Raw genomic sequence first — 19,854 nt, forward strand, 5'->3', positions numbered from 1 at the left:
ATGGCCAAGGAAAAGTTTTCGCGGACGAAGCCGCACTGCAACATTGGGACGATCGGTCACGTCGATCACGGCAAGACGTCGCTGACGGCGGCGATCACGAAGGTTCTGGCTGAGACGGGCGGGGCCACGTTCACGGCCTACGACCAGATCGACAAGGCGCCGGAGGAGAAGGCGCGCGGGATCACGATCTCGACGGCGCACGTCGAGTACGAGACCCAGAACCGGCACTACGCGCACGTCGACTGCCCCGGGCACGCCGACTACGTGAAGAACATGATCACGGGCGCCGCGCAGATGGACGGCGCGATCCTGGTGGTGTCGGCCGCCGACGGCCCGATGCCGCAGACCCGCGAGCACATCCTGCTGGCGCGCCAGGTCGGCGTGCCGGCGCTGGTGGTGTTCATGAACAAGGTCGACATGGTCGACGATCCGGAGCTGCTGGACCTGGTCGAGCTCGAGGTGCGCGAGCTGCTCTCGAAGTACGACTTCCCGGGCGACGACATCCCGATCACCAAGGGCTCGGCGCTGTGCGCGCTGGAGAACCGCGAGCCGAAGATCGGGCACGACGCGATCCTCGAGCTGATGACGCACGTCGATGCCTACATCCCGCAGCCGGAGCGTCCGGTCGACCTGCCGTTCCTGATGCCGATCGAGGACGTGTTCTCGATCTCAGGGAGAGGCACGGTGGTGACGGGCCGCGTCGAGCGCGGGATCATCAAGGTGGGTGAGACGGTGGAGATCGTCGGCATCCGGGCGACGCAGACGACGACGGTGACCGGCGTCGAGATGTTCCGCAAGCTGCTCGACCAGGGCCAGGCCGGCGACAACGTCGGCGTGCTGCTGCGCGGGACCAAGCGCGAGGACGTGGAGCGCGGCCAGGTGGTGTGCAAGCCGGGTTCGGTGAAGCCGCACACGAAGTTCAAGGCGGAAGCCTACATCCTGACCAAGGAGGAGGGCGGTCGCCACACGCCGTTCTTCACCAACTACCGGCCGCAGTTCTACTTCCGGACCACGGACGTGACCGGGGTGTGCCAGCTGCCGGAAGGCACCGAGATGGTGATGCCGGGCGACAACGTGACGATGGACGTCACCCTGATCGTGCCCGTCGCCATGGAGGAGAAGCTGCGCTTCGCCATCCGCGAGGGCGGCCGCACCGTCGGAGCCGGCGTCGTCGCCTCCATCACCGAGTAAGACGAGACGCATCGGTCCGGAGCCTCGAGGCTCCGGCCCTGAGACAAGGGGCGGATGCCGGGCGGCGTCCGCCCCTTTTTTCGTGTCCCCGTTTCTCATGTCCCGGTGCCCGCTCGCACCGCTCCGGAATCAACATCCGCCACATCATTCCGGGGCCGCGAAAGCAGAGCCCGAATCCAGACACGCAGGTGGTGCAAGACGAAGCGGATCGCTCGCCGCATTCCGGGCTCCGCTGCGCGGCCCCGGAATGACACGGCAGGTGTTAGCTGTGCCAGAGTCACTCACTGGTGGACCGAACGCCGGGCATGAACCGCCAGACCTTCGCATCGAGGCGGCGAGGGTGCCGCGGCAGCTTCCGGGCCGCAGCCGGATGCCGGCACGCTCTCGCCTCTGGACACGGCCTCCCCGGTCACCTGGACAGTGTCGCCAGGCGGGGACCCGTCCGGTTCCCCGGCCCGTCGCGACATTCCGCTTGCATCCGGACCGGCGATGCGGCTAAGGAGCGGTCGCGCCGCGGCGCTGCAGGAGTGTAGCTCAACTGGTCAGAGCACCGGTCTCCAAAACCGGGGGTTGGGGGTTCGAGTCCCTCCACTCCTGCCAGGGACCGCGCCGACCGGAGCCTCCGCCACCGCCGGCAGATCTCCGAAACAATCCGCCCGGGCCAGTCGACAAGCGCACGCAACTGCGCTAGACGCTGCGCCCATCCCAGATCGAACAGGCGGCGGTGCGGGCCGGGGGTGATCCTTCAGCTCGCGCGCCGCCGTTGGTTTCGAGCGCATCGGTTGTCCGAGCCATGGCATCGAACGAAGCGACGAAGAAGATGGACCTCGGGCGCAACGCCTCCCGCAGCACCCCGCCGACGCCGCCCTCGCGGCCGGCGCAGAAGCGCGTCGGGCCGTTCGAGTTCCTGCAGCAGGTTCGCGACGAGGGCCGGAAGGTCACTTGGCCGACCCGCAAGGAGACCCTCGTCACCACCCTGATGGTGTTCGTCATGGTGGTGGTGGCCAGCATCTTCTTCACCGTCGTCGACCAGGTCCTGCGTTACGCCGTGACGCTGGTTCTGGGCATCGGGGCCTGATCGAGCAGAAGACCCGGCTCCCTGCTGGCCCGACGTGAAGGGCCGCGCGCCGGATTGGAGTGAACGCCGTGTCGAAGCGCTGGTACATCGTCCACGCCTATTCGAACTTCGAGAACAAGGTCGCGCAGTCGATCAAGGACCAGGCGGCGCAGCGCGGCCTGACGGAGAAGTTCGACGAGGTCATGGTTCCGACCGAGAAGGTCGTGGAGGTGCGCCGCGGCCGCAAGGTCGATGCCGAGCGCAAGTTCTACCCGGGCTACGTGCTGGTGAAGTGCGACCTCACCGACGAGGTCTATCACCTCATCAAGAACACACCGAAGGTCACGGGCTTCCTCGGGGCCGACAAGTCGAAGCCGGTGCCAATCTCCGACGCCGAGGCCGAGCGCGTGAAGGGCCAGGTGCAGGAAGGCACCGAGCGCCCGAAGGCCTCGATCTCCTACGAGGTCGGCGAGCAGGTCCGCGTCGCCGACGGGCCGTTCGCGTCCTTCAACGGCATCGTCGAGGAAGTCGACGAGAGCCGCTCCCGCCTCAAGGTGGCGGTCTCCATCTTCGGCCGGGCCACCCCGGTCGAGCTCGAATACGGTCAGGTCGAGAAGCTCTGATCGTACCCGGCGGATCCTGGGACTACGCACCGGCGGGGCGCTCCGGCCCCCGCGCGGTCTTCGCGTTCTCCCGGTCCGCCCCTCACCCGCGGAAGGCCCGCCCGGCACGCCTCCGGGAGCCCGGGCCGCACCGCGACCTGCAACCGCCCTCATGCAGTAGGGCTACTCTGGGAGCAGTCCCATGGCGAAGAAGATCACGGGCTACGTGAAGCTTCAGGTCCCGGCCGGCGCCGCCAACCCGTCGCCGCCCATCGGTCCCGCGCTCGGTCAGCGCGGCCTCAACATCATGGAATTCTGCAAGGCCTTCAACGCGAAGACCGCGCAGATCGAGAAGGGCACCCCGATCCCGGTGATCATCACCGCGTATCAGGACCGCTCCTTCACCTTCGAGATGAAGCAGCCCCCGGTCTCCTTCTTCCTCAAGAAGGCCGCCGGCCTGAAGATCGGCAAGAAGCCGGCCTCCGGCTCGAAGACCCCCGGCAAGGGCGCGCCCGCCGGCAAGGTCTCCGAGGCGCAGATCCGCGAGATCGCCGAGAAGAAGATGCCCGACCTGAACTGCGATTCGGTCGATTCCGCCGTCGCCATGATCCGCGGCTCCGCCCGCGCCATGGGCCTCGAGATCACCGCGTAAGGGGAGGGCGACATGGCACAGACAGGCAAGCGCATCCGCTCCGCCCGCGAGGGCATCGAGGTCACCAAGCTCTATCCGCTCGCCGACGCGGTGAAGCTGATCAAGGAGCGGGCCACCGCCAAGTTCGACGAGACCTTCGAGGTCTCGATGAACCTCGGCGTCGACCCGCGCCACGCTGACCAGATGGTCCGCGGCGTCTGCAACCTGCCGAACGGCTCCGGCCGGACCGTGCGGGTGGCGGTGTTCGCCCGCGGCCCGAAGGCCGACGAGGCCCGGGCCGCCGGTGCCGACATCGTCGGGGCCGAGGACCTGCTCGAGACGATCCAGGGCGGCACGATCGACTTCGATCGCTGCATCGCCACCCCGGACATGATGCCGCTGGTCGGCCGCCTCGGTAAGGTGCTGGGCCCGCGCGGCCTGATGCCGAACCCGAAGGTCGGCACCGTCACCATGGACGTGAAGGGCGCCGTCGCCGGCGCCAAGGGCGGCTCGGTCGAGTTCCGCGTCGAGAAGGCGGGCATCGTCCACGCCGGCATCGGCAAGGTCTCGTTCGACGAGCAGAAGATCGTCGAGAACATCCGCGCCTTCGCGGACGCGGTCGCCAAGGCGAAGCCCGCCGGCGCCAAGGGCACCTACATCCAGCGCATCGCCGTCTCCTCGACGATGGGCCCGGGCGTGAAGGTGGATCCTTCGAGCGTTCTGGTCGCCGCTGGCGCGTAACCGCCGCGAGCCTCGCGAACCATCAGGCGCCCGGTCCGGCAACGGACCGGGCGCTTCGCGTTCCGGGCAATCCCTCGCGATGCCGCGGTGCGATGAGAAAGCTGAGGCGGCGGGGCAGCCTTCCGGCGCCGCTGTGCTACATACGTGGCCATGCGCAGCTCCGTCCCGGTCTCCTCCTCGCGACGCATCCTCTGCGTCTTCCCCGCCTACACGCCCTCGTTCGGCACCTTCTCGCACGCCTATCCGCTGATGGGCGGCGTGAAGGCCTTCATGCCGCCGCAGGGCCTGCTCGTGATCGCCGCCTACCTGCCCGAGGCATGGGAGGTCCGGTTCATCGACGAGAACATCGCTCGGGCGGCGCCCGAGGACTTCGCCTGGGCCGACGCGGTGTTCGTGTCGGGCATGCACATCCAGGAGGGGCAGATCCACGAGATCGGCCGGCGGGCGCATGCCGTCGGCAAGGTCGCGGTGCTGGGCGGTCCCTCGGTCTCCGGCGCGCCCGAGAAGTACCCGGATTTCGACTACCTCCACGTCGGCGAGATCGGCGACGCCACCGACGCGCTGATCCGGCGCCTCGACGAGACGGTCGCGGTTCCCGACGAGCCGGTGCGGTTCGAGACCACGGACCGCCTCGGCCTCTCCGACTTCCCGGCCCCGGCCTACGAGCGGGTGCCGCTCAGGCGCTACCTGATCGGTTCGCTGCAATTCTCCTCCGGCTGCCCCTATCGCTGCGAGTTCTGCGACATCCCGCAGCTCTACGGGCGCCAGCCGCGGCTCAAGACCCCCGAGCAGCTCTGCGCCGAGCTCGACGCCATCGTCGCCCAGCCGGCCCACCCGGCCGTGGTCTACTTCGTCGACGACAACTTCATCGGCAACCGGAAGGCGACGCGGGAGATGCTGCCCCACCTGGTGGAGTGGCAGAAGCGGAACAACTACCCGCTGCAATTCGCCTGCGAGGCGACGCTCAACATGGCCAAGCAGCCCGAGATCCTCGAGCTGATGCGCCAGGCGAACTTCATGACCGTGTTCGTCGGCATCGAGACCCCGGAGGCCGACGCGCTCAAGGGCATCGACAAGACCCACAATGCCGCCGTGCCGATGTACGAGGCGATCGAGACGCTGAACTCCTACGGCCTGGAGGTCACCTCCGGCATCATCCTGGGCCTCGACACCGACACCGACCGCTCCGAGCAGAACCTGATCGACTTCATCGACAAGTCGGCGATTCCGGTGCTCACCATCAACCTGCTCCAGGCCCTGCCCAAGACCCCGCTCTGGGACCGGCTCGAGCGGGAGGGGCGGCTCGTGCACGACGCCAGCCTCGAATCGAACGTGCTGTTCAAGCGCCCGCACGACGACGTGGTGAAGTCCTGGCGCCAGGCCATCGCCCATGCCTACGCGCCCGAGCAGCTGTTCGAGCGCTTCAAGCGCCAGTGCGACGTCACCTACCCGAACCGGATCACCACCCCCACCGCCGGCAAGCTGACCCTGACCAACCTGCGCCGCGGCCTGATCCTCGGCTTCAACATCCTCACCCGGGTCGGCCTGTTCTCCGACTACCGCCGACCGTTCTGGCGCGCGGCCGCTTATGCCCTCAAGCGCGGGCAGATCGAGGCGGTGTTCAACATGGGCTTCGTCGCCCACCACCTGATCCGCTTCACCCGCGAGGCCCTGCGCGGCGAGCACAATGCCTCGTTCTACGCGGCGCAGGACAAGGCGAAGGCGGAGGCCGCGGGGAGGGCGGGGGCCCGGCAGGCGGCGTGAACCGGCGGCGCCGACGAGAAATCGGGCCTGCGACCGAATTTCCTCCTCCCGGGCACTTGGCAGGCCGCTTGCACGCCGCTATAGACCCGGCTCCACGTTTCCGAGATCGAAAGGATTCGGCCAGGCGGCCGGTCCTTGAGAGAGGTCCCCGGGCAACCGGGTGACTTGAGTGGCCGGAAGGGCTCAGGGGACAACCCCTCGCGCCCCGTCCGGCCATGTCCTGTCCGAGACTGCAGGCGCCGGCCCGCCGGCTTAATCCGCAAAGCCTGCACAGACGGGGAAGACCGAGTTTCACCGCCCCAGCGGTCCCGGGCATCCGGGTCGGTGGGGCGTCGGTTTGAACCATCTCGCCCGAGGCGAGGGACGTCACCGTCCTTGGCATCGGGGGCAGGGCCGTGAAGCGTCGTTCAGGACGTCGCGGTCTTTTCACGAAGGCCCCGGCTCATCCTGGGCGGCAACTGCAACCGGCGGGGCCCACCCGGGTTCCGCCAACCGGAGAGAGCCAAGGTGGACAGAGCAGCAAAAGCTGATCTCGTCTCGACGCTCAACGGGGTGTTCTCGAACACCGCCGTCGTCGTCGTGGCCCACTACAAGGGCCTCACGGTCGCCGACATGCAGAACCTGCGCAGGCAGATGAAGCAGGCCGGCGCCACCGTGAAGGTCGCGAAGAACCGCCTCGCCAACATCGCTCTCGAAGGCACGGACGTCGCCTCCATCCAGCCCCTCCTGAAGGGCCCGACCCTGCTCGCCTATTCGAGTGATCCGGTCGCGGCCGCGAAGGTGGCGGTGGACTTCGCCAAGGCCAACGAGAAGCTGGTCATCCTCGGCGGAGCCATGGGGACGACTGCCCTGAACCCGGACGGCGTGAAGGCCCTGGCCTCGCTGCCGTCCCTGGATGAGCTGCGCGCCAAGCTCGTGGGCCTCGTGCAGGCTCCCGCGACGAAGATCGCTCAGGTCGTCAACGCGCCGGCCGCCAAGCTCGCGCGCGTGTTCGGAGCCTATGCCAAGACCGGCGATGCCCAGACCGACGAAGCGGCCTAACGGGCTGTTCGAGACCAAACCGTTCAAACCGACAACACAGGAAGTGAAAAATGGCTGATCTTGCCAAGCTCGTCGACGACCTGTCCTCGCTGACCGTCCTCGAGGCCGCTGAGCTCGCGAAGATGCTCGAGGAGAAGTGGGGCGTGTCGGCGGCCGCCGCCGTCGCCGTCGCCGCCGGCCCGGCCGGTGGCGCCGCTGCCGCCCCGGTCGAGGAGCAGACCGAGTTCACGGTCGTGCTCGCCGCCGCCGGCGACAAGAAGATCGAGGTCATCAAGGAGGTCCGCGCGATCACCGGCCTCGGCCTCAAGGAGGCCAAGGACCTGGTCGAGGGCGCTCCGAAGCCGGTCAAGGAGGGCGTGTCCAAGGACGACGCCGCCAAGCTCAAGGCCCAGCTCGAGAAGGCCGGCGCCAAGGTCGAGCTCAAGTAAGGCGATGGCGGGCCTCCCGGCCCGCCCCGCGTCCCGGATCCGGCCTCGCGGCCGGTCCGGGGCCACCAGCCCGCGGGCCTCGCGCCCGCGGGCTATGGTCGCTTCGGCGCACCCCCTCGGGATCCAGGGCAAGGATCCCCATATGTCTTCGAGGATTGCGGGCAGCCGGCGCACGGGCGGCCCGCTCGGCCACGGCAGGTTGATGCGGGCGACGAGCCTTAAGCGTCCCACCGGGGCCGTATAAGCGGTGGATGAGGAGCGAGGTCAACCCATGGCCAACACGCTGGTCGGTCGCAAGCGCATTCGCAAGTTCTTCGGCAAAATTCGGGAAGTCGCCGAGATGCCGAACCTCATCGAGGTCCAGAAGGCGTCATACGACCAGTTCCTGATGGTGGACGAGCCCGAGGGCGGCCGCGCCGACGAGGGCCTGCAATCCGTCTTCAAGTCCGTCTTTCCGATTTCCGACTTCTCCTCGACCGCGCTCCTCGAGTTCGTCAAGTACACCTTCGAGCAGCCGAAGTACGATGTCGACGAGTGCCGCCAGCGCGGCATCACCTTCGCGGCCCCGCTGAAGGTGACCCTGCGGCTGATCGTGTTCGACGTCGATCCCGATACCGGCGCCAAGTCGGTCAAGGACATCAAGGAGCAGGACGTCTACATGGGCGACATGCCCCTGATGACGGAGAACGGCACCTTTATCGTCAACGGCACCGAGCGCGTCATCGTCTCGCAGATGCACCGCTCGCCGGGCGTGTTCTTCGACCACGACAAGGGCAAGACCCACTCCTCGGGCAAGCTCCTGTTCGCGGCGCGCATCATCCCCTATCGCGGCTCCTGGCTCGACGTCGAGTTCGACGCCAAGGACATCGTGCACGCGCGCATCGACCGCAAGCGCAAGATCCCGGTCACCTCGCTGCTGTTCGCGCTCGGCCTCGACGGCGAGGAGATCCTGTCGACCTTCTACAACCGCGTCACCTACGTGCGTGACGGGCGCGACTGGCGCGTGCCCTACGACGCGGAGCGCCTGAAGGGCTTCAAGGCCTCGACCGACTTGATCGACGCCGATTCGGGCGAGGTGGTGCTGGAGGCCGGCAAGAAGCTGACCGCCCGCGCCGCGCGCCAGATCGCCGAGAAGGGCGTGAAGGCCCTGCGCGCCACCGACGAGGACCTGATCGGCCAGTACATCGCCGAGGACATGGTCAACTACAAGACCGGCGAGATCTACGCCGAGGCCGGCGACGAGATCAGCGAGAAGGTCCTCAAGGGCCTCTCCGACGTCGGCATCGAGGAGATTCCGGTCCTCGACATCGACCACGTCAACGTCGGTCCCTACATCCGCAACACCCTCGCGGTCGACAAGAACTCGGCCCGGGAGGGCGCGCTGTTCGACATCTACCGGGTGATGCGCCCGGGCGAGCCGCCGACCCTCGAGACCGCCGAGGCGATGTTCCACTCGCTGTTCTTCGACGCGGAGCGCTACGACCTCTCGGCCGTCGGCCGGGTGAAGATGAACATGCGCCTCGACCTCGACGCCGCCGACACCGTGCGCACCCTGCGCAAGGAGGACATGCTGGCGGTCGTCAAGGCGCTGGTGGACCTGCGCGACGGCAAGGGCGAGATCGACGACATCGACCACCTCGGCAACCGCCGGGTGCGCTCGGTCGGCGAGCTGATGGAGAACCAGTACCGCCTGGGTCTCCTGCGCATGGAGCGCGCCATCAAGGAGCGGATGTCGTCCGTCGACATCGACACCGTGATGCCGCAGGACCTGATCAACGCGAAGCCCGCGGCGGCGGCGGTGCGCGAGTTCTTCGGCTCGTCGCAGCTGTCGCAGTTCATGGACCAGACCAACCCGCTCTCCGAGGTGACGCACAAGCGCCGCCTGTCGGCCCTCGGCCCGGGCGGCCTGACCCGCGAGCGCGCCGGCTTCGAGGTGCGCGACGTGCACCCGACCCATTACGGCCGGATCTGCCCGATCGAGACGCCGGAAGGCCCGAACATCGGCCTGATCAACTCGCTCGCCACCTTCGCCCGGGTGAACAAGTACGGCTTCATCGAGACCCCGTTCCGGCGCGTGCGCGACGGCGTGGTCACGGACGAGGTCGCCTACCTCTCGGCCATGGAGGAGGCGAAGTACTACGTCGCCCAGGCGAACGCGGTGATGGACGAGAACCGCAAGCTCACGGAGGACCTGGTGGTCTGCCGGCGGGCGGGCGAGGTCATCGTCGTCGGCCCCGAGCGCGTCGACCTGATGGACGTGTCGCCGAAGCAGCTCGTCTCGGTCGCCGCGGCGCTGATCCCGTTCCTCGAGAACGACGACGCCAACCGCGCGCTGATGGGCTCAAACATGCAGCGCCAGGCGGTGCCGCTCGTTCGCGCCGACGCGCCCTTCGTCGGCACCGGCATGGAGGCGGTGGTCGCGCGTGACTCGGGCGCGGCGATCGGCGCCCGGCGCGCGGGCGTCATCGACCAGGTCGACGCAACCCGCATCGTCATCCGCGCCACCGACGAGGCCGATGCCTCGAAGCCCGGCGTCGACATCTACCGGCTGCAGAAGTTCCAGCGCTCGAATCAGTCGACCTGCATCACCCAGAAGCCGCTCGTGCGCGTCGGCGACGTGGTGAAGAAGGGCGACATCATCGCCGACGGTCCCTCGACCGAGTTCGGCGAGCTGGCGCTCGGCCGCAACGTGCTCGTCGCGTTCATGCCGTGGAACGGCTACAACTTCGAGGACTCGATCCTGCTCTCCGAGCGGATCGTGAAGGATGACGTGTTCACCTCGATCCACATCGAGGAGTTCGAGGTGATGGCCCGCGACACCAAGCTCGGGCCGGAGGAGATCACCCGCGACATCCCGAACGTCTCGGAGGAGGCGCTCAAGAACCTCGACGAGGCCGGCATCGTCTATATCGGCGCCGAGGTCCACGCGGGCGACATCCTGGTCGGCAAGATCACCCCGAAGGGCGAGAGCCCGATGACGCCGGAGGAGAAGCTTCTCCGCGCCATCTTCGGCGAGAAGGCCTCGGACGTGCGCGACACCTCGCTGCGGGTGCCGCCGGGCGTCACCGGCACGATCGTCGAGGTCCGGGTGTTCAACCGCCACGGCGTCGACAAGGACGAGCGCGCCCAGGCGATCGAGCGCGAGGAGATCGAGCGCCTCGCCAAGGACCGCGACGACGAGCAGGCGATCCTCGACCGCAACACTTACGCGCGGCTCGGCGACCTCCTGGTCGGCCAGTCGCCGGTGGCCGGCCCGAAGGGCTTCAAGAAGGACACCACGCTCACCCGCGAGCTGCTGGCGGATTATCCCCGCTCGCAGTGGTGGCAGTTCGCCGTCGTCGACGACCGTCTCATGACCGAGATGGAGGCGATGCAGAAGCAGTACGACGAGTCGAAGAAGCGCCTCGAGCAGCGCTTCCTCGACAAGGTCGAGAAGCTTCAGCGCGGCGACGAGCTGCCCCCGGGCGTCATGAAGATGGTCAAGGTCTTCGTGGCGGTGAAGCGCAAGATCCAGCCCGGCGACAAGATGGCGGGCCGCCACGGCAACAAGGGCGTGGTCTCGCGCATCGTGCCGATCGAGGACATGCCGTTCCTGGAGGACGGCACCCATGCCGACATCGTGCTCAACCCGCTCGGCGTGCCGAGCCGGATGAATGTCGGCCAGATCCTCGAGACGCATCTGGGCTGGGCCGCCGCCGGCCTCGGCCGGCAGGTCTCGCAGGCCGTGGACGCGTATCTGCGCACCCACGACGTCGAGCCCCTGCGCGAGCGCATGAAGGCGATCTACAGCGAGTCCGAGCTGGCCGGCCTGTCCGACCAGGAGCTCGCCGAGGTCGGCAACAACCTGCGCCGCGGCGTGCCGATGGCCACCCCGGTGTTCAACGGCGCCAAGGAGGCCGACATCGAGGCGATGCTGGAGATGGCGGGCCTCGACCGTTCGGGCCAGTCGACGCTCTACGACGGGCGCACCGGCGAGCCCTTCGACCGCAAGGTCACGGTCGGCTACATCTACATGCTGAAGCTGCACCACCTGGTGGACGACAAGATCCACGCGCGCTCGATCGGTCCGTACTCGCTCGTCACCCAGCAGCCCCTGGGCGGCAAGGCGCAGTTCGGCGGCCAGCGCTTCGGCGAGATGGAGGTGTGGGCCCTCGAGGCCTACGGCGCCGCCTACACGCTGCAGGAGATGCTGACGGTGAAGTCCGACGACGTCGCCGGCCGCACCAAGGTCTACGAGGCCATCGTGCGCGGCGACGACACCTTCGAGGCGGGCATCCCGGAGAGCTTCAACGTGCTGGTGAAGGAGATGCGGTCGCTCGGCCTCAACGTCGAGCTCCTGTCCTCCAAGCGCGCCGCCAACGACCAGCTGGAGGCGCCCCCGGAAGCGGCCGAGTAGGCCGCTCTCACGGAACGCCCATCGCGAGAGGCGGCGGGGCCCCGACCGGGGTCCGGCCGCCGCACCCGTTTCCCTTAGACGGCGGCCGCCGGCCCGGCCCTTCACGGCGCCCCGTCAGCCAAGGAGCAGATCATGAACCAAGAGGTCATGAATCTTTTCAACCAGCAGGCTCAGCCTCAGAGCTTCGACCAGATCAAGATCTCGATCTCGTCGCCTGAGAAGATCCTGTCCTGGTCCTACGGCGAGATCAAGAAGCCTGAGACCATCAACTACCGCACGTTCAAGCCGGAGCGTGACGGCCTGTTCTGCGCCCGGATCTTCGGGCCGATCAAGGATTACGAGTGCTTGTGCGGCAAGTACAAGCGCATGAAGTACAAGGGCGTGATCTGCGAGAAGTGCGGCGTCGAGGTCACCCTCGCGCGCGTGCGGCGCGACCGCATGGGCCACATCGAGCTCGCCGCGCCCGTCGCCCACATCTGGTTCCTGAAGTCGCTGCCGAGCCGCATCGGCCTGCTGCTCGACATGGCGCTCAAGGACCTTGAGCGCATCCTGTACTTCGAGTCCTACGTCGTCATCGAGCCGGGCCTCACCCCCTTGAAGGAGCGTCAGCTCCTCTCGGAGGAGGAGTACCTGCGCGCACAGGAGGAGTACGGCGAGGATTCGTTCACCGCGATGATCGGCGCGGAGGCGATCCGGCGCATCCTGCAGGAGCTCGACCTCGACAAGATCGCGGCCGACCTGCGCGAGGAGATCGCCACCACCACCTCCGAGCTGAAGCCCAAGAAGCTGCTCAAGCGCCTCAAGATCATCGAGGCGTTCCAGCTCTCGGGCAACCGGCCCGAGTGGATGATCCTGACCGTCGTGCCGGTGATCCCGCCGGACCTGCGCCCGCTCGTGCCCCTCGACGGCGGCCGCTTCGCGACCTCGGACCTCAACGACCTCTACCGCCGCGTCATCAACCGCAACAACCGCCTCAAGCGGCTGATCGAGCTGCGCGCGCCGGACATCATCATCCGCAACGAGAAGCGGATGCTGCAGGAGGCGGTCGACGCGCTGTTCGACAACGGCCGGCGCGGCCGCGTCATCACCGGCGCCAACAAGCGCCCGCTGAAGTCGCTCGCCGATATGCTGAAGGGCAAGCAGGGCCGGTTCCGCCAGAACCTGCTCGGCAAGCGCGTGGACTATTCCGGCCGCTCGGTCATCGTGGTCGGCCCGGAGCTGAAGCTGCACCAGTGCGGGCTGCCGAAGAAGATGGCGCTCGAGCTGTTCAAGCCGTTCATCTACGCGCGCCTCGACGCCAAGGGCTTCTCGGCCACGGTGAAGCAGGCCAAGAAGCTCGTCGAGAAGGAGAAGCCTGAGGTCTGGGACATCCTGGACGAGGTGATCCGCGAGCACCCGGTGATGCTGAACCGGGCGCCGACGCTGCACCGGCTCGGCATCCAGGCCTTCGAGCCGAAGCTGATCGAGGGCAAGGCGATCCAGCTGCACCCGCTGGTCTGCGCCGCGTTCAACGCCGACTTCGACGGCGACCAGATGGCCGTGCACGTCCCCCTGAGCCTTGAGGCTCAGCTGGAAGCGCGCGTCCTGATGATGTCGACGAACAACATCCTGCACCCGGCGAACGGCGCGCCGATCATCGTGCCGTCGCAGGACATCGTGCTCGGCCTGTACTACCTGTCGATCGTCGCCGACGGCGCGCCGGGCGAGCACAAGCCGAACGATCCGCAGAACCCGATGCGCGGCGTGTTCGGCAACATCGGCGAGCTCGAGCACGCGCTCGCGGCCCGCACGGTGACGCTGCACTCGAAGATCAAGTGGCGCTGGAAGGGCCTCGGCCCCGACGGCAACGAGGTCGTGCGCATCTACGACACCACGCCGGGCCGCGTGATCCTGTCGAGCGTGCTGCCGCGCCACCCCAAGGTCCCCTTCGACGTCGTCAACAAGCTGATGACCAAGAAGGAGATCTCGGCGATGATCGACACCGTCTACCGCCACTGCGGTCAGAAGGAGTCGGTGATCTTCTGCGACCGCATCATGGGCCTCGGCTTCAGCCACGCCTTCCGCGCCGGCATCTCGTTCGGCAAGGACGACATGGTGGTGCCGGACAACAAGTGGTCGATCGTCGACGAGACCCGCGCGCTCGTGAAGGACTACGAGCAGCAGTACCAGGACGGCCTGATCACCCAGGGCGAGAAGTACAACAAGGTCGTTGACGCCTGGGCCAAGTGCTCGGACCGTCTCGCCGGCGAGATGATGAACCGCATCTCGTCCGTGCAGAAGGACGAGCACGGCGCCGATCGCCAGGTCAACTCGATCTACATGATGAGCCACTCCGGCGCCCGCGGCTCGCCGGCCCAGATGAAGCAGCTCGCGGCGATGCGCGGTCTGATGGCCAAGCCCTCGGGCGAGATCATCGAGACCCCGATCATCTCGAACTTCAAGGAAGGCCTGGACGTGCTCGAGTACTTCAACTCGACGCACGGCGCCCGCAAGGGCCTCGCCGACACCGCGCTCAAGACCGCCAACTCCGGCTACCTGACCCGCCGCCTCGTCGACGTGGCCCAGGACGCGGTGATCCGCGAGACGGATTGCGGCACCGAGAGCGGCATCCGGATGCGCGCGATCATCGACGCCGGCCAGGTCGTGGCCTCGCTGGCGACCCGCATCCTCGGCCGCGCCACGGCCGAGGACCTGGTCGCCAATGACGGCTCGATCATCGTCGCCAAGGGCCAGACCATCGAGGAGAAGCACCTCGAGCCGATCACCAAGGCCGGCATCCAGGAGGTGAAGATCCGCTCGGTCCTGGTCTGCGCGACCAAGAACGGCGTCTGCGCCACCTGCTACGGGCGCGACCTCGCCCGCGGCACGCCCGTCAACATGGGCGAAGCCGTCGGCGTGATCGCGGCGCAGTCGATCGGCGAGCCGGGCACCCAGCTCACGATGCGCACCTTCCACATCGGCGGCGCGGCCCAGATCGCCGACTCGTCCTTCATCGAGTCGAGCTTCGAGGGCACGGTGAAGATCCGCAACCGCGGTCTCGCCCGCAACTCGGACGGCGACCTGATCGCCACCGGCCGCAACGTGGCGGTGGTCATCGTCGGGCCGGACGGCACCGAGCGGGCGGTCCACCGCCTGCAGTACGGCGCCCGCGTCCGCGTCGACGAGGGCGACGCCATCAAGCGCGGCCAGCGCATCGCCGAGTGGGACCCCTACACCCGGCCGATCCTGACCGAGATCGACGGCATCGTGGCCTACGAGGACCTGATCGACGGCCAGTCGATCACCGAGACGACCGACGAGTCGACGGGCATCGCCAAGCGCGTCGTCATCGACTGGCGCGGCTCGGCGCGGACGGCGGACCTGCGTCCGGCGATCGCGATCCACGACCAGAACGGTCGGGTGCAGAAGCTGCCGCGCGGCTCGGACGCGCGCTCGCTGCTGCCGGTCGAGGCGATCATCGGCGTCGATCCCGGCACCCGGGTGAAGGCCGGCGACATCCTCGCCCGCGTCTCGACCGAGAGCGCCAAGACCCGCGACATCACCGGCGGTCTGCCGCGGGTGGCGGAGCTGTTCGAGGCGCGCCGGCCGAAGGACGCGGCGATCATCGCCGAGAAGTCCGGCATGATCTCGTTCGGGCGCGACTACAAGAACAAGCGCCGCCTGAGCCTGACCCCGCATGACGGCTCCGAGCCGGTGGAGTACCTGATCCCGAAAGGCAAGCACATCCACCTGCAGGACGGCGACGTGGTCGAGATCGGCGACTTCATCGTCGACGGCAACCCGGCGCCGCACGACATCCTGGCGATCAAGGGCGTGGAGGAACTCGCCGCCTACCTCGTCAACGAGATCCAGGAGGTCTACCGGCTGCAGGGCGTGTCGATCAACGACAAGCACATCGAGGTCATCGTCCGGCAGATGCTGCAGAAGGTGGAGATCACCGACGGCGGCGATTCCGAGATCCTGACCGGCGACCAGATCGACCGGACGGAGCTCGCGGAGATCAACGAGCAGCTGACCGCCGAGGGCAAGAAGCCGGTGCAGGGCGTCCCCGTCCTGCTCGGCATCACCAAGGCCTCGCTGCAGACCCGCTCGTTCATCTCGGCGGCCTCGTTCCAGGAGACCACCCGCGTCCTCACCGAGGCGGCGGTCAACGGCAAGGTCGACAACCTCGAGGGCCTGAAGGAGAACGTCATCGTCGGCTCGCTCATCCCCGCGGGCACCGGCGCGATGATCGCCGACATCAAGTCGATCGCGCGCCGCCGCGACAACCTGATCATGGCCCAGAAGTCCGCCGAGAGCGGCGCGGCGGTCGCCGAGCAGCTCCCGGCCGCCGAGTAGGCGAGGGGGACCTTCCACCCGGCGGGCCCGCGCCCGCCGGCCCGCCACACCAGGCCGAGATCTTGGGCCGGCGCTCCCCCGGGAGCGCCGGCCTTCTCGCGTAAGCAGCCAAGCTTTAAGGGAAAGTTTCCGCTTGACGGGCGGGGGCTCAGCCCGTAATAGGCCCTCCTACTGAACGGCTGGCCGTAGGCGACAGCTGATCGACGTGCCCTTCGTGCCTCGATCCAAGTCTCCTAAACGCGACCGAACTTCAAACCGACTGACACGTGTCAGACCGGCATGATCGCTGGGGCTTCTGCTCCGGTGGTCCTCTGCTCGCATGGCGCGCCAAAGGCTGGTTTCAGCCTGGGGCGCGATTTGCGTTGTGCTCCCTCACGGGAGCGACGGTCGTTCAGACGAGATTTTGGGAAACGACGGTCGCCCGGACGGCGACGCGTTGCGAGAGGAATGGCATGCCGACGATCAACCAGCTGATCGCCAATCCGCGGAAGGCGCAGAAGGCCCGCAACAAGGTGCCGGCTCTCGACGCCTGCCCGCAGAAGCGCGGCGTCTGCACCCGCGTCTACACCACGACCCCGAAGAAGCCGAACTCGGCGCTCCGGAAGGTCGCCAAGGTTCGCCTGACCAACGGCTTCGAGGTCATCGGCTACATCCCGGGCGAGGGCCACAACCTTCAGGAGCACTCCGTGGTGATGATCCGCGGCGGCCGCGTGAAGGACCTTCCGGGCGTGCGCTACCACATCCTGCGCGGCGTGCTCGACACCCAGGGCGTCAAGAACCGCAAGCAGCGGCGCTCGAAGTACGGCGCCAAGCGGCCGAAGTAAGTCGCGGACCGGTACCCTATCGCCTGTCCCGCAAGGATGCCGCCGGCGTGATGCTCGAGGCGGCCTGCGCGGGGCACAACAGTTGATTTTTAGAGCTTAAGAACGGAGCGAGCGATGTCCCGCCGCCACAGTGCCGAGAAGCGCGAGATCATCCCGGACGCCAAGTACGGCGACGTCGTCCTCACCAAGTTCATGAACTCGGTGATGTACGAGGGCAAGAAGTCGGTCGCCGAGAGCATCGTCTACGGCGCGTTCGACATCATCGAAGCCCGGGCGAAGGCGAACCCGATCGAGGTGTTCCGCGCCGCCCTCGACAACGTCGCCCCGGCGATCGAGGTCCGCTCGCGGCGCGTCGGCGGCGCCACCTACCAGGTGCCCGTCGAGGTCCGCACCGAGCGCCGCCAGGCGCTGGCGATCCGCTGGCTGATCCAGGCCGCCCGCTCGCGCAACGACCGCACCATGGTCGAGCGCCTCTCCGCCGAGCTGCTCGACGCCGCCAACAACCGCGGCAACGCCGTGAAGAAGCGCGAGGACACCCACCGGATGGCCGAGGCCAACCGCGCGTTCTCGCACTATCGCTGGTAAACGCTGCCTCGCCGCCGCCCTTCGGATGCGGCGGCCCCCTTCTTCAGGAGCCCCCCGATGCCCCGCACGCACGCGATCGAGGACTACCGCAACTTCGGCATCATGGCCCACATCGATGCCGGCAAGACCACGACGACCGAGCGGATCCTCTACTACACCGGCAAGTCCCACAAGATCGGCGAGGTCCATGAGGGCGCCGCCACCATGGACTGGATGGAGCAGGAGCAGGAGCGTGGCATCACGATCACCTCGGCTGCGACCACCTGCTTCTGGCGCGACAAGCGCCTGAACATCATCGACACCCCCGGGCACGTCGACTTCACCATCGAGGTGGAGCGGTCCCTGCGCGTGCTCGACGGCGCAGTGTGCGTGCTCGACGGCAACCAGGGCGTGGAGCCGCAGACCGAGACGGTGTGGCGCCAGGCCGACAAGTACGACGTGCCGCGCGTCGTGTTCGTCAACAAGATGGACAAGATCGGCGCCGACTTCTTCAAGTGCGTTGCCGACATCATCGACCGCGTTGCCGGCAAGCCGGTCTGCCTGCAGCTGCCGATCGGCGCCGAGAGCTCGTTCAAGGGCGTCGTCGACCTGATCAAGATGAAGGCGATCGTGTGGTCGGGTGAGGCGCTCGGCGCCAACTTCTCCGAGGAGGAGATCCCGGCCGACCTCGCCGACCAGGCCGCGGAGTACCGCACCAAGCTGGTCGAGGCCTGCGTCGAGATGGACGACGATGCCATGACCGCCTACCTCGAGGGCAACGAGCCCGACGAGGCGACCATGCGCAGGCTCGTGCGCACGGCGGTGCAGCGTCGCGCCTTCCACCCGGTGCTGTGCGGCTCGGCCTTCAAGAACAAGGGCGTGCAGCCCCTGCTCGACGCGGTCGTCGACTACCTGCCGTCTCCCGCCGACCGCGGCGAGATCAAGGGCATCGACTTCAAGACCGAGGAAGAGGTGGTGCGCCGTCCGTCGGACACCGACCCCTTCTCCATGCTCGCCTTCAAGATCATGGACGACCCCCACGTCGGCACGATCACCTTCTGCCGCGTGTACTCGGGCAAGGTCGAGTCGGGCGCGAACGTCATCAACTCGACCCGTGACAAGAAGGAGCGGGTCGGCCGCATGCTCCTGATGCACGCGAACAACCGCGAGGACATCAAGGAGGCGTTCGCCGGTGACATCGTGGCGCTCGCGGGCCTGAAGGACACCCGCACCGGCGACACGCTGTGCGACCCGAACAAGGCCGTGATCCTCGAGAAGATGGAGTTCCCGGAGCCGGTCATCGAGATCGCCGTCGAGCCCAAGTCCAAGGCGGACCAGGAGAAGCTCGGCATCGCGCTCTCGAAGCTCGCTGCCGAGGATCCGTCCTTCCGGGTCTCGACCGACCAGGAGTCGGGCCAGACCATCCTGAAGGGGATGGGCGAACTCCACCTCGACATCAAGGTCGACATCCTGAAGCGCACCTACAAGGTCGAGGCCAATATCGGCCAGCCGCAGGTCGCGTACCGGGAGAAGCTGACCAAGCGCACCGAGATCGACTACACCCACAAGAAGCAGACCGGGGGCACCGGTCAGTTCGCGCGGGTGAAGTTCGTGGTCGAGCCGAACGAGCCGGGTGCCGGCTACGCGTTCGAGTCGAAGATCGTCGGTGGTTCGGTGCCCAAGGAGTACATCCCGGGCGTCGAGAAGGGCCTCAACAGCGTCCTGACCGCCGGCATCCTGGCGGGCTTCCCGGTGGTCGACATCAAGGTGGAGCTGATCGACGGCGCCTACCACGAGGTCGACTCCTCGGCTCTGGCCTTCGAGATCGCCTCGCGGGCGGCGCTCCGCGAGGCCCTGCAGAAGGGTGGCTCGGTCCTGCTCGAGCCGGTGATGAAGGTCGAGGTCGTGACCCCGGAGGACTACACCGGCTCGGTCATCGGCGACCTGAACTCCCGGCGCGGCCAGATCCAGGGCCAGGACATGCGCGGCAACGCCAACGTCATCAACGCGATGGTGCCGCTGGCCAACATGTTCGGCTACGTGAACCAGCTGCGCTCCTTCACCCAGGGGCGCGCGAACTTCACGATGCAGTTCGACCACTACGAGGAGGTCCCGCGCGGCGAGGCCGAGAAGGTGGTGGCGAAGTACGCCTAACGGTCTCGGCCCGCTGAGGGGCCGGATCACGGTTCCGGCGCCCGCCCGGGTGGGCGCCGCTCAACTCTTCTACGCACGCATTCGATCGACGGAGTTTTGGCGATGGCCAAGGAAAAGTTTTCG

General features: G+C 67.6%; 13 protein-coding genes and 1 tRNA gene. All 14 read left to right on the forward strand.

Annotated features, from left to right (window positions below; all coding sequences use genetic code 11):
• The 14 genes from tuf to fusA all read left to right on the forward strand — a co-directional run bounded on the left by tuf (window position 1) and on the right by fusA (window position 19,731).
• A complete protein-coding gene (gene tuf, locus VQ02_RS29310; RefSeq protein WP_048447783.1) occupies window positions 1–1,191 on the forward strand; it encodes an elongation factor Tu in 1,191 nt (396 codons plus the stop codon).
• Between the two features lie 523 nt (window positions 1,192–1,714).
• Window positions 1,715–1,791, forward strand: a tRNA-Trp gene (locus tag VQ02_RS29315).
• A 193-nt stretch (window positions 1,792–1,984) separates the two neighbouring features.
• Complete coding sequence (gene secE, locus VQ02_RS29320) at window positions 1,985–2,269, forward strand: preprotein translocase subunit SecE (RefSeq protein WP_048447784.1); 285 nt, start codon at window positions 1,985–1,987, stop codon at window positions 2,267–2,269.
• Window positions 2,270–2,337: 68 nt separating this feature from the next.
• On the forward strand, window positions 2,338–2,871 hold the full coding sequence (gene nusG / locus VQ02_RS29325) for a transcription termination/antitermination protein NusG (RefSeq protein WP_048447792.1): 534 nt from the start codon (window positions 2,338–2,340) through the stop codon (window positions 2,869–2,871).
• A gap of 181 nt (window positions 2,872–3,052) precedes the next feature.
• Window positions 3,053–3,502 (forward strand): 50S ribosomal protein L11, encoded by a 450-nt coding sequence (gene rplK / locus VQ02_RS29330; protein WP_048430287.1) that lies wholly within the window; start codon window positions 3,053–3,055, stop codon window positions 3,500–3,502.
• A 12-nt stretch (window positions 3,503–3,514) separates the two neighbouring features.
• Window positions 3,515–4,222 (forward strand): 50S ribosomal protein L1, encoded by a 708-nt coding sequence (gene rplA / locus VQ02_RS29335; RefSeq protein ID WP_048447785.1) that lies wholly within the window; start codon window positions 3,515–3,517, stop codon window positions 4,220–4,222.
• Between the two features lie 150 nt (window positions 4,223–4,372).
• Window positions 4,373–5,986, forward strand: a complete 1,614-nt coding sequence (locus VQ02_RS29340; protein WP_048447786.1) for a B12-binding domain-containing radical SAM protein — start codon at window positions 4,373–4,375, stop codon at window positions 5,984–5,986.
• 507 nt (window positions 5,987–6,493) lie between these two features.
• Window positions 6,494–7,027 (forward strand): 50S ribosomal protein L10, encoded by a 534-nt coding sequence (gene rplJ, locus VQ02_RS29345; RefSeq protein ID WP_048447787.1) that lies wholly within the window; start codon window positions 6,494–6,496, stop codon window positions 7,025–7,027.
• Between the two features lie 50 nt (window positions 7,028–7,077).
• Window positions 7,078–7,455 (forward strand): 50S ribosomal protein L7/L12, encoded by a 378-nt coding sequence (gene rplL / locus VQ02_RS29350; RefSeq protein ID WP_048429411.1) that lies wholly within the window; start codon window positions 7,078–7,080, stop codon window positions 7,453–7,455.
• 271 nt (window positions 7,456–7,726) lie between these two features.
• Entirely contained in the window at window positions 7,727–11,851 is a 4,125-nt protein-coding gene (gene rpoB, locus VQ02_RS29355; RefSeq protein WP_048447788.1) for a DNA-directed RNA polymerase subunit beta, read from the forward strand.
• A gap of 132 nt (window positions 11,852–11,983) precedes the next feature.
• Window positions 11,984–16,189 (forward strand): DNA-directed RNA polymerase subunit beta', encoded by a 4,206-nt coding sequence (rpoC, locus tag VQ02_RS29360; RefSeq protein ID WP_048447789.1) that lies wholly within the window; start codon window positions 11,984–11,986, stop codon window positions 16,187–16,189.
• A gap of 452 nt (window positions 16,190–16,641) precedes the next feature.
• Window positions 16,642–17,013 carry a 30S ribosomal protein S12 gene (rpsL, locus tag VQ02_RS29365; RefSeq protein WP_048429408.1) on the forward strand — a complete coding sequence of 124 codons (372 nt, stop codon included), beginning with the start codon at window positions 16,642–16,644 and terminating at the stop codon, window positions 17,011–17,013.
• Between the two features lie 114 nt (window positions 17,014–17,127).
• Complete coding sequence (gene rpsG / locus VQ02_RS29370; protein WP_048447790.1) at window positions 17,128–17,598, forward strand: 30S ribosomal protein S7; 471 nt, start codon at window positions 17,128–17,130, stop codon at window positions 17,596–17,598.
• Window positions 17,599–17,655: 57 nt separating this feature from the next.
• On the forward strand, window positions 17,656–19,731 hold the full coding sequence (fusA, locus tag VQ02_RS29375) for an elongation factor G (RefSeq protein ID WP_048447791.1): 2,076 nt from the start codon (window positions 17,656–17,658) through the stop codon (window positions 19,729–19,731).
• Window positions 19,732–19,854 lie beyond the last annotated feature (123 nt).

This window comes from Methylobacterium variabile (assembly GCF_001043975.1).
Classification (GTDB): domain Bacteria; phylum Pseudomonadota; class Alphaproteobacteria; order Rhizobiales; family Beijerinckiaceae; genus Methylobacterium; species Methylobacterium variabile.